This is a genomic window from Pseudomonas sp. MF6776 (genome assembly GCF_016613125.1).
Lineage (GTDB): Bacteria > Pseudomonadota > Gammaproteobacteria > Pseudomonadales > Pseudomonadaceae > Aquipseudomonas > Aquipseudomonas iridis.
In genome coordinates this window covers 55,794-66,568 of sequence record NZ_JAENSQ010000004.1, presented here as the reverse complement: position 1 = coordinate 66,568, position 10,775 = coordinate 55,794, and the positions used below count along the sequence as shown (strand labels likewise).

The following is a 10,775-nucleotide window of genomic DNA, read 5'->3' as shown; positions in this document are numbered from 1 at the left end:
TCTAAATTTCACTAGGTATTGGTCGACTGTTTTTTTCGGGGGAAGGAGGCTGTCACGTCGGAATGAAACGAGCCACCCATCTTCCAATAAAAAAGCCCCGATTAAATCGGGGCTTTTTGCTTTCTCGACTTGTCGACTCAGACCGCAACCGTCAAATCGTGGCGAGCGAGACTATTAGTTAGTCCCAGCTCAGAGCACCACCAGTTTGGTATTCGATCACACGAGTCTCAAAGAAATTCTTCTCTTTCTTCAAGTCCATAATCTCGCTCATCCAAGGGAACGGGTTAGTCGTCCCTGGATACTCTTCCTTCAAACCGATCTGCGACAAACGACGGTTAGCGATGAACTTCAGGTAGTCCTCCATCATTGCCGCGTTCATGCCCAGTACGCCGCGAGGCATGGTGTCGCGGGCGTATTCGATCTCCAGCTGCGTACCCTGCAGAATCATTTGGGTCGCTTCTTCCTTCATTTCGGCATCCCACAGGTGTGGGTTTTCGATTTTGATCTGGTTGATCACGTCGATGCCGAAGTTCAGGTGCATGGATTCGTCGCGCAGGATGTACTGGAACTGCTCGGCGACGCCGGTCATTTTGTTGCGGCGGCCCATGGAGAGGATCTGGGTGAAGCCGCAGTAGAAGAAGATGCCTTCCAGAACGCAGTAGTAAGCGATCAGGTTGCGCAGCAGCTCTTTGTCGGTTTCGACGGTGCCGGTTTCGAACTTCGGATCGGAGATCGAACGGGTGTATTTCAGGCCCCAGGTGGCTTTTTTCGCGACCGATGGGATCTCGTGGTACATGTTGAAGATCTCGCCTTCATCCATGGCCAGCGATTCGATGCAGTACTGGTAGGCGTGGGTGTGGATCGCCTCTTCGAAGGCCTGGCGCAGGATGTACTGGCGGCATTCCGGGTTGGTGATCAGGCGGTACACGGCCAGGACCAGGTTGTTGGCAACCAGCGAGTCGGCGGTGGAGAAGAAGCCGAGGTTGCGCATCACGATGCGGCGCTCGTCGTCGGTCAGGCCTTCCGGGTTTCTCCAGAGGGCGATGTCGGCGGTCATGTTGACTTCTTGCGGCATCCAGTGGTTTGCGCAACCGTCCAGGTACTTCTGCCAGGCCCAGTCGTACTTGAATGGCACGAGTTGGTTGAGGTCGGCGCGGCAGTTGATCATGCGCTTTTCGTCAACGGCGACGCGGGCGGAGGCGCCTTCGAGTTCGGCGAGGCCTTCGGCGACGTCGAGGGAGTTCAGTGCAGCCTTGGCGCGGGCCACGGCAGCCGAGTCACTGGCCGTTACGGCGCGTGCTTCGAGGGCGGCGGCACCGCCGGCGCTGTCGAGGCGGTCCATGTTGGCTTCGGTAGCGTGGCCGGCGTTGGCGCCTTTCACTGCTGCTACTTCACTGTCTTCTTTGTCGAATTCGTCCCAGCTCAGCATGACGTGTCGTCTCCTGCGTGAGGGCCTGTCGCCCGTGTGAAACCTGATGGTTGGTTTTTCACACGGCCATACAGACCGCGTTGGATCTAAAGGAATCGTTTTTTGCAGCAGCTAAGGCAGGCAATAAAACAGAATTTTGTTCGGGGTTCCGAGAGCCTCTGACGGGCGCAATCAGCGTTGGACGCTGCTGCGGGGCTTCAGACTGGCTTTTCATCCCTGTAAGGGAATATTGCTGTCCCGATTAGGGCGGCATTATAGGGAAAAAAACACGGCTGTGCTGAGGCGAATCCGCACATGGAGCGGTCGAGGAGGATGGTTTTTCGAGGAGAGTGAGGGTTTACAGGGCTTTGCCGGGGAAAGATTTTTTTTTGGAAAAATATCGCAGTTGTGGATTTGATCAAAAAACGTACAAAAAATCGCGTTTTTCACTACATCTAGTGTTTTGCAACCATTTTAAACGACTTCAGACACAACTGAGCCCGACCGAAGTCGGGCTGGAATCGACCCTCAATGTTGCGCAGAGCGGTTCAATTCGGTGCAGTCTCAATCCTCAATTGGTGCAGCCGTTGCCCATCACGCTATAGCGCAGGATGTGACGCTGGCCTTTGGAGTCGTTGTACTCCATTTTCGCCGGTACCACTTCGCAGACATTTGGAATCTCGCTCATGGATACAACGTTGGCGATGTCCAGGTGGGTCGAGTAGGTGTATTCCTCGATGATCGGTTGTTGCTGTGCGACATCAGTCGGGACCTCTTCTGCCATGGCGGTTACGCACAGACTGCTGAGGGCCAGAACCAATAAAGCTTTCATTTCAAAGTTACCTTTTTGAGGTCGAGTGGGGTCACGCAACCTTTTTGGGGTTGCGTGTGGAGCTTGAGTATTTGATGCATTACTTGGAGAGCTGGATTAACGGCCTTCGTGGGGGCTGTAACGTTGTTAATCGCGTTTGCCGTGTTGGCAAGGTGAATTTTAGGGAGGTAGGGCAGGGGTAAACAGAGCGGGTTTTGATAAACACTTTTGGCAGATTTGGTAACAATCGCTGGATGTCGTGTCTGCTGCGATGCGGTGTGTCTGATAGACCGAGTCGTCTGAATCGCTGGCAAGCCAGCTCCCACAGGGGGGGCGCGGTGATTTGGCTGAGCGGTGTAAGGCCTGCGCGAGGGGTATCTGGACGTTTTGTAGGGGCTTGTTACTACCATCGTCGAATGGTTCTATGGGCCCGGCCCCGTTACAACAGGGTCATACAAAAACAACTATTACACCGAGGTAGGAAAGATGAGTGCGGCTTCTCTGTATCCCGTTCGTCCCGAGGTTCTGGCTAACACGCTGACTGACGAGGCGACCTACAAAGCCATGTACCAGCAGTCGGTCGTCAACCCTGACGGTTTCTGGCGCGAGCAGGCCAAGCGTCTCGACTGGATCAAACCTTTCACCACGGTGAAGCAGACGTCGTTCGACGATCACCATGTCGACATCAAGTGGTTTGCCGATGGCACCTTGAACGTTTCCTACAACTGCCTCGACCGTCATCTGGCCGAGCGCGGCGATCAAGTCGCGATCATTTGGGAAGGTGATGATCCTTCCGAAAGCCGCAACATCACCTACCGCGAACTGCACGAACAAGTGTGCAAACTCGCCAACGCCCTGCGTGGTCAGGACGTACACCGCGGCGACGTGGTGACCATTTACATGCCGATGATTCCCGAAGCCGTGGTCGCCATGCTGGCCTGCACCCGGATCGGCGCGATTCACTCGGTCGTGTTCGGCGGTTTTTCGCCGGAAGCGCTGGCCGGTCGCATCATCGACTGCAAATCGAAAGTGGTGATCACCGCCGACGAAGGCATCCGTGCCGGCAAGAAAATCCCGCTCAAGGCTAACGTCGACGACGCGCTGACCAATCCGGAAACCAGCAGCATCCAGAAAGTCATCGTGTGCAAGCGCACCGGCGGCGAGATCAAGTGGAACCAGCATCGCGACATCTGGTACGAAGACCTGATGAAAGTGGCGGGCACCGTTTGCGCGCCGAAAGAGATGGGCGCTGAAGAAGCGCTGTTCATCCTTTATACCTCCGGCTCGACCGGCAAGCCGAAGGGCGTGCAACACACGACTGGCGGTTACTTGCTGTACGCGGCGATGACTCACGAGCGCGTGTTCGACTATCGCCCGGGCGAAGTTTACTGGTGCACCGCCGACGTCGGCTGGGTCACTGGTCACAGCTACATCGTCTACGGCCCGCTGGCCAATGGCGCGACCACGTTGCTGTTCGAAGGCGTGCCGAACTATCCGGACATCACCCGGGTGGCGAAGATCGTCGACAAGCACAAGGTCAACATCCTCTACACCGCGCCGACCGCGATCCGCGCGATGATGGCGTCGGGTCAGGCAGCCGTTGAAGGCGCTGATGGCAGCAGCCTGCGTCTGCTGGGGTCGGTGGGCGAGCCGATCAACCCGGAAGCCTGGGACTGGTACTACAAGAATGTCGGCAAGTCGCGTTGCCCGATCGTTGATACCTGGTGGCAGACCGAAACGGGCGGCAACATGATGAGCCCGCTGCCTGGGGCTCACGCGCTCAAGCCGGGTTCGGCGGCGCGTCCGTTCTTTGGTGTGGTGCCGGCGCTGGTCGACAACCTCGGTAACATTATTGAGGGCGAGGCCGAAGGCAATCTGGTGATTCTCGATTCGTGGCCGGGCCAGGCGCGTACGCTGTATGGCGACCATGACCGCTTCGTCGACACCTACTTCAAGACCTTCCGTGGCATGTACTTCACCGGTGACGGTGCGCGTCGTGATGCCGATGGTTACTACTGGATCACCGGGCGTGTCGACGACGTGCTCAACGTGTCTGGCCACCGCATGGGCACAGCCGAGATCGAAAGCGCCATGGTTGCCCACCCGAAAGTCGCTGAAGCAGCGGTGGTCGGTGTGCCGCACGACATCAAGGGGCAGGGCATTTATGTCTATGTCACGTTGATTGGCGGTGAAGAGCCAAGTGAGCAACTGCGTCTGGAATTGAAAAACTGGGTGCGCAAGGAGATCGGGCCGATCGCTTCGCCGGACGTGATCCAGTGGGCGCCGGGCTTGCCGAAGACGCGTTCGGGCAAGATCATGCGCCGGATTCTGCGCAAGATTGCTACGGCGGAATATGACGGGTTGGGCGATATTTCGACCCTGGCTGATCCGGGTGTGGTGCAGCATTTGATTGATACGCACAAGACCATGAATGTTGCATAAGTAGCAGGTCTGAAGAGAAGAAAGCCCTGTCCGGTGTATGCCGGGCGGGGCTTTTTTGTGTCTGGAGGTTTTGTTGTGGTTGGACTGGACCCTTCGCGAGCAGGCTCGCTCCCACAGTTTGACCGAGTACCTTCAGACAAAATGCAGATCCCTGTGGGAGCGAGCCTGCTCGCGAAGGCAATTTGTCAGACGCCGGGGTAGTCAGCTGTCAGTCCGCAAACCCACCCAACCAATAATTATCGATCTGCGCCGTAAGACATTTCCCACTGTTACCGGGCCAGATCCACGTAACCCAATATGTAACCGCTGGCGCCAAACCGGGGCATAGGGAAACGCATCGCCCCGTTTTAGAGCCTCAAACCCTCCAGTGAAAAATAAGACATAACGCTGCGCTTGCCGGATTAGAAGGGTTTGCGAATAATAGGCCCGCAATTTGCAGCATAGATCGGTTCACAATCGTTCGCTCTTGCATGAAAATGCGGGGCTGTCAATGTGCTCAAGCGGGTTTCTCTGTGCATCTGTAATTAGTTGTCGCATTGAAGAAATATCGGCTTCGGGCCTGTCGTTAGAATGCCGATCACCCGCTCATCGTGGCTGACGTTGAAACCTGCGACGGTTTCAATGGGAAATTTCCCACCGATGCAGCAACCGATTTCTCGATTCACCCATTCGCATATTGGGCTGTCGCTCACTCTGCCGTTTTTGCCCTTTACCGATGGAGTCCCAAGATGAAGAAACTTGTGCTGCTTGGCGCCCTGGCACTGTCCGTGCTGTCGCTGAATTCCTTCGCAGATGAAAAACCTCTGAAAATCGGTATCGAAGCGGCTTACCCTCCGTTCGCGTCGAAGTCGCCGGACGGCAACATCGTCGGTTTCGACTACGACATCGGCAACGCCCTGTGCGAGCAGATGCAGGTCAAGTGTGTGTGGGTCGAGCAAGAATTCGACGGTCTGATCCCGGCACTGAAAGTGCGCAAGATCGACGCGATCCTGTCGTCCATGTCGATCACTGATGATCGCAAGAAGTCTGTGGACTTCACCAACAAGTACTACAACACTCCGGCCCGCCTGGTCATGAAGGCCGGCACTCAGGTCAGCGAAGGTCTGGCTGAGCTCAAGGGCAAGAACATCGGCGTGCAACGTGGTTCGATCCACGAGCGTTTTGCCCGCGAAGTCCTGGCCCCACTGGGTGCCGAGATCAAGCCGTACGGTTCGCAGAACGAAATCTATCTGGACGTGGCCGCCGGTCGCCTCGACGGCACCGTGGCTGACGCGACCCTGCTGGATGACGGTTTCCTGAAAACCGACGCTGGCAAAGGTTTCGCCTTCGTTGGCCCGGCATTCACCGACGTCAAATACTTCGGCGACGGCGTAGGCATCGCAGTGCGCAAGGGCGACGCCCTGAAAGACAAGATCAACACCGCTATCACGGCTATCCGTGAAAACGGCAAATACAAAGCAATCCAGGACAAGTACTTCGCCTTCGATATCTACGGCAAGTAATACGTCTCTGCGACAAGTCCGAAATGGCGCAAGCAACAGGATCTCTGAGGTTTGCGCCATTTTTTCATCCCAACTTTCGAGGACCTGAATCATGTTGAAAGGCTACGGGGCTGTCATCCTCGATGGCGCATGGCTGACGCTTCAGCTCGCCTTGTCTTCCATGGCCCTGGCCATCGTTCTCGGGCTGATCGGTGTCGCGTTGCGCCTGTCGCCGGTGCGCTGGCTGGCCTGGCTGGGCGATCTGTATTCCACGGTGATCCGCGGCATTCCCGATCTGGTGTTGATCCTGCTGATCTTCTACGGTGGTCAGGACTTGCTCAACCGCGTCGCGCCGATGCTGGGCTATGACGATTACATCGATTTGAATCCGCTGGCCGCTGGTATCGGCACCCTCGGTTTCATCTTCGGTGCGTACCTGTCGGAAACGTTCCGTGGTGCGTTCATGGCCATTCCCAAAGGCCAGGCCGAGGCAGGCATGGCGTACGGCATGAGCAGTTTTCAGGTGTTCTTCCGGGTGATGGTGCCGCAGATGATCCGTCTGGCGATTCCGGGCTTCACCAACAACTGGCTGGTACTGACCAAGGCCACCGCGCTGATTTCCGTGGTCGGTCTGCAAGACATGATGTTCAAGGCCAAGCAGGCGGCTGATGCTACCCGCGAGCCTTTCACCTTCTTCCTTGCAGTGGCGGCGATGTACCTGGTCATCACCAGCGTTTCGTTGCTGATACTGCGTCAACTTGAGAAGCGCTACTCGGTAGGCGTAAGGGCGGCTGATCTATGATCTTCGACTACAACGTCATCTGGGAGGCTCTGCCGCTGTACTTCGGCGGCTTGGTGACCACCCTCAAATTGCTCGCGTTTTCGCTGTTTTTCGGTTTGCTGGCAGCGTTGCCACTGGGCCTGATGCGCGTCTCGAAGAACCCGGTCGTCAACGGCGCCGCGTGGCTCTACACCTACGTGATTCGCGGCACGCCGATGCTGGTGCAACTGTTTTTGATCTACTACGGTCTGGCGCAGTTCGAGGCAGTACGTGAAAGCTTCCTCTGGCCATGGCTGTCCAGCGCGACGTTCTGCGCGTGCCTGGCGTTCGCGGTCAACACCAGCGCCTACACCGCTGAAATCATTGCCGGCAGCCTCAAGGCCACGCCGAACGGTGAGATCGAAGCGGCCAAGGCCATGGGCATGTCGCGCTTCAAACTGTACAAACGCATCCTGTTGCCGTCGGCCCTGCGCCGGGCGCTGCCGCAGTACAGCAACGAAGTGATCATGATGCTGCAGACCACCAGTCTGGCGTCCATCGTGACCCTGATCGACATTACCGGTGCGGCCCGTACCGTCAACGCGCAGTTCTATCTGCCGTTCGAGGCGTACATCACCGCTGGCGTGTTCTACCTGTGCCTGACCTTCATTCTGGTGAAGCTGTTCAAGCTGGCCGAGCGCCGCTGGCTGAGTTACCTGGCCCCGCGGAAGCACTGATATGGAACGCATCGATCACGTATTACCGTGGAGCCATCTGGGCAGCGAGCGCAAGATTTCGGTGTTCCGTTTCGGCGGCGGCGAGCGCAAGGCCTACATTCAGGCCAGCCTGCACGCTGACGAATTGCCGGGCATGCGCACCGCCTGGGAGCTGAAAAAGCGCCTTGGCGAACTCGAAGCAAAAGGCTTGCTCAACGGCGTGATCGAGTTGGTCCCGGTGGCCAACCCGCTGGGGCTGGGGCAGTTGCTGCAAGGCAATCACCAGGGCCGTTTCGAGGCGGGCAGTGGCAAGAACTTCAACCGTGATTTCGTTGAGCTGAGCGCGCCGGTTGCGGCTGCTTTGGCCGACAGCCTCGGTGATGATCCACACGCCAACGTTCGCCTGATCCGTCAGGCGATGGCTGATCATCTGGCGGCGTTGCCTGCGGCGAGCAGCCAGTTGCAAGGCATGCAACGCGTCTTGCTCAGCCACGCCTGCAACGCTGATGTGGTGCTCGACTTGCACTGCGACGCCGAAGCCGCGCTGCACATGTACGCGCTGCCGCAGCACTGGCCGCAGTGGCGTTCGCTGGCAGCGCATCTGAACGTGAAAGTCGGTTTGCTGGCGGAAGATTCTGGCGGCAGCTCTTTCGACGAAGCGTGTTCGCTGCCGTGGTTGCGTCTGTCGCGGCAGTTCCCCGATGCGCAGATTCCATTGGCGTGCCTGGCAACGACCATTGAGCTGGGCGGTCAGGCCGACACTGGTCGCGCTGAAGCCCAGGCGTATGCTGAAGGCATTCTGGCGTTCCTCGCCGAGCAAGGTTTGATTACCGGCGAGTGGCCGAATGCGGCGCACGAAGCGTGCGAAGGCATGCCGTTTGAAGGCACGCAATTGCTGTTCGCGCCCCACCCGGGCGTGGTGAGTTTTCTGCGTAAACCCGGCGAGTGGGTTGAAGCCGGTGACGAGATTTTTGAAGTGATCGACCCTGTGTCCGATCGGGTCAGCACGGTGTGTGCTGGTACGTCCGGGGTGCTGTTTGCCATTGAACGGCTGCGCTATGCCCAACCCGGTTTCTGGCTGGCCAAGGTGGCGGGGCGCGAAGCGCTGCGTCACGGGCGCTTGCTCAACGACTGACTGACTGTTTTTGTGAGAACCGACCGCATGTACAAACTTGAAGTCCAAGACCTGCATAAACGCTATGGCAGTCACGAAGTGCTCAAGGGGGTTTCCCTGAAAGCGGCAGCCGGCGATGTGATCAGCATCATCGGCTCCAGTGGCTCCGGCAAAAGTACTTTCCTGCGCTGCATCAACCTGCTCGAGCAGCCGCACGCGGGCAAAATTCTGCTCAACAACGAAGAGCTGAAACTGGTCGCCAACAAGGACGGCGCGCTCAAAGCCGCTGATCCGAAACAGCTGCAACGCATGCGTTCGCGCCTGTCGATGGTGTTCCAGCATTTCAACCTGTGGTCGCACATGACCGCGCTGGAAAACATCATGGAAGCGCCGGTGCATGTGCTCGGCGTCTCCAAGGCCGAAGCCCGCGAGAAAGCCGAGCACTACCTGAACAAGGTTGGCGTGGCGCATCGCAAGGACGCGTTCCCGGGGCACATGTCCGGTGGCGAGCAGCAGCGTGTGGCGATTGCCCGAGCGCTGGCGATGGAACCGGAAGTGATGCTGTTCGACGAACCGACGTCGGCGCTCGACCCGGAACTGGTCGGCGACGTCTTGAAGGTGATGCAGGCGCTGGCTCAGGAAGGCCGCACCATGGTTGTCGTGACCCACGAAATGGGCTTCGCCCGTGAAGTGTCGAACCAGTTGGTGTTCCTGCACAAAGGTGTTGTTGAAGAGAGCGGTAACCCACGCGAAGTGCTGGTCAATCCGCAATCGGAACGTCTGCAGCAATTCCTGTCGGGTAGCCTCAAGTAAACGGGGCTGCCGATATGCACCGGAATAGTGCATGCTTCGCAGCCTGAAGGCTGGCTACAATTCCTGTGGGAGCTGGCTTGCCAGCGATAGCGGTGGGCCAGTTGGCATATCTGGTGCAGATACACCGCCATCGCTGGCAAGCCAGCTCCCAGAATGGATCTGCGCCGGTTTTGCGATTTACGTTCATTTACGGGCTAGCATTGGCCCATGCCTTCATCACCGTTGTTCGTTTCGGATCGCCCACCCATGACTGCCCATCGAATTGGTTTCCTGATTTGGCCCAGCACTAAAGCGTTGACGCTGGCGCTGGCGGAGGAGGCCTTGCGTGTTGCTCAGCGTGTGCATCCGGACGTGGTCTACGAACTGTCGTTCTTGAAGGCCGAGCCGCCGAGCGACGGCGCCTGGCAATTACCCGGCGAACCATGGGCCGGCAAGCTGGAAAACTTCCAGAAACTGTTTTTGGTCGCCGATGAGCCGCCGACTACCCTGGCCCCGGCACTCAGCAGTGCGCTCAAGCAACTGGTGCGTGCCGGTTGTGTGATCGGTGGTTTGTCCGCCGGTGTGTACCCCTTGGCGCAAATGGGTTTGCTCGACGGTTACCGCGCGGCGGTGCACTGGCGTTGGCAGGACGATTTCGCCGAGCGCTTTCCGAAGGTCATCGCTACCAGCCATCTGTTCGATTGGGATCGTGATCGCCTGACCGCGTGCGGCGGCATGTCCGTGCTTGATCTGCTGCTGGCATTGCTGGCCCGTGATCACGGTGCAGAGTTGGCCGGCGCCGTTTCGGAAGAACTGGTGGTCGAGCGCATCCGCGAGGGCGGCGAGCGTCAGCGCATTCCATTGCAGAATCGCCTCGGTTCCAGCCATCCAAAGCTCACGCAAGCCGTGTTGCTGATGGAAGCCAACATCGAAGAACCGCTGACCACCGACGAAATCGCCCAGCATGTGTGCGTGTCCCGTCGGCAGCTTGAGCGGATCTTCAAGCAATACCTCAACCGCGTGCCGAGCCAGTACTACCTGGAACTGCGCCTGAACAAGGCCCGGCAAATGTTGATGCAGACCAGCAAGTCGATCATCCAGATCGGCTTGTCGTGTGGCTTCTCCTCGGGGCCGCACTTCTCCAGCGCCTATCGCAATTTCTTCGGTGCCACGCCGCGGGAAGATCGCAACCAGCGGCGCAGCAGCAGCCCGTTTGAATTGTCGTCGGTGCCGTCAGAGCGCGGTTAACCG

General features: G+C 58.0%; 9 protein-coding genes. 7 read left to right on the top strand and 2 right to left on the bottom strand.

What is annotated here, in order from left to right:
• Positions 1-178 precede the first annotated feature (178 nt).
• Together JJD74_RS05745 and JJD74_RS05740 are read right to left on the bottom strand one after the other, a co-directional pair.
• Positions 179-1,429: a ribonucleotide-diphosphate reductase subunit beta gene (locus JJD74_RS05745; protein WP_042560552.1), complete on the bottom strand. Its 1,251-nt coding sequence runs from the start codon at positions 1,427-1,429 to the stop codon at positions 179-181.
• Positions 1,430-1,979: 550 nt separating this feature from the next.
• Entirely contained in the window at positions 1,980-2,240 is a 261-nt protein-coding gene (locus tag JJD74_RS05740; protein ID WP_200612149.1) for a DUF2790 domain-containing protein, read from the bottom strand.
• 465 nt (positions 2,241-2,705) lie between these two features.
• Here JJD74_RS05740 and acs point away from each other — a divergent pair, with 465 nt between their 5' ends.
• The 7 genes from acs (at position 2,706) to argR (ending at position 10,772) form a co-directional block, all read left to right on the top strand.
• The gene (acs, locus tag JJD74_RS05735; RefSeq protein ID WP_200612146.1) at positions 2,706-4,661 is read left to right on the top strand and encodes an acetate--CoA ligase; all 1,956 of its coding nucleotides are present in this window, start codon (positions 2,706-2,708) and stop codon (positions 4,659-4,661) included.
• 728 nt (positions 4,662-5,389) lie between these two features.
• The gene (locus tag JJD74_RS05730) at positions 5,390-6,163 is read left to right on the top strand and encodes an ABC transporter substrate-binding protein (RefSeq protein WP_200612143.1); all 774 of its coding nucleotides are present in this window, start codon (positions 5,390-5,392) and stop codon (positions 6,161-6,163) included.
• Positions 6,164-6,254: 91 nt separating this feature from the next.
• The gene (locus tag JJD74_RS05725) at positions 6,255-6,944 is read left to right on the top strand and encodes an ABC transporter permease (protein WP_007912702.1); all 690 of its coding nucleotides are present in this window, start codon (positions 6,255-6,257) and stop codon (positions 6,942-6,944) included.
• Positions 6,941-7,639, top strand: coding sequence for an ABC transporter permease (locus tag JJD74_RS05720; protein ID WP_042560548.1), 699 nt, complete (start codon positions 6,941-6,943; stop codon positions 7,637-7,639). Before JJD74_RS05725 ends, JJD74_RS05720 begins: the two co-directional genes overlap by 4 nt.
• Position 7,640: 1 nt before the next feature.
• Complete coding sequence (locus JJD74_RS05715) at positions 7,641-8,753, top strand: M14 family metallopeptidase (RefSeq protein WP_115146177.1); 1,113 nt, start codon at positions 7,641-7,643, stop codon at positions 8,751-8,753.
• A gap of 27 nt (positions 8,754-8,780) precedes the next feature.
• Positions 8,781-9,545, top strand: coding sequence for an ABC transporter ATP-binding protein (locus JJD74_RS05710; RefSeq protein ID WP_003227281.1), 765 nt, complete (start codon positions 8,781-8,783; stop codon positions 9,543-9,545).
• 246 nt (positions 9,546-9,791) lie between these two features.
• On the top strand, positions 9,792-10,772 hold the full coding sequence (gene argR, locus JJD74_RS05705) for a transcriptional regulator ArgR (RefSeq protein ID WP_200612140.1): 981 nt from the start codon (positions 9,792-9,794) through the stop codon (positions 10,770-10,772).
• Positions 10,773-10,775 lie beyond the last annotated feature (3 nt).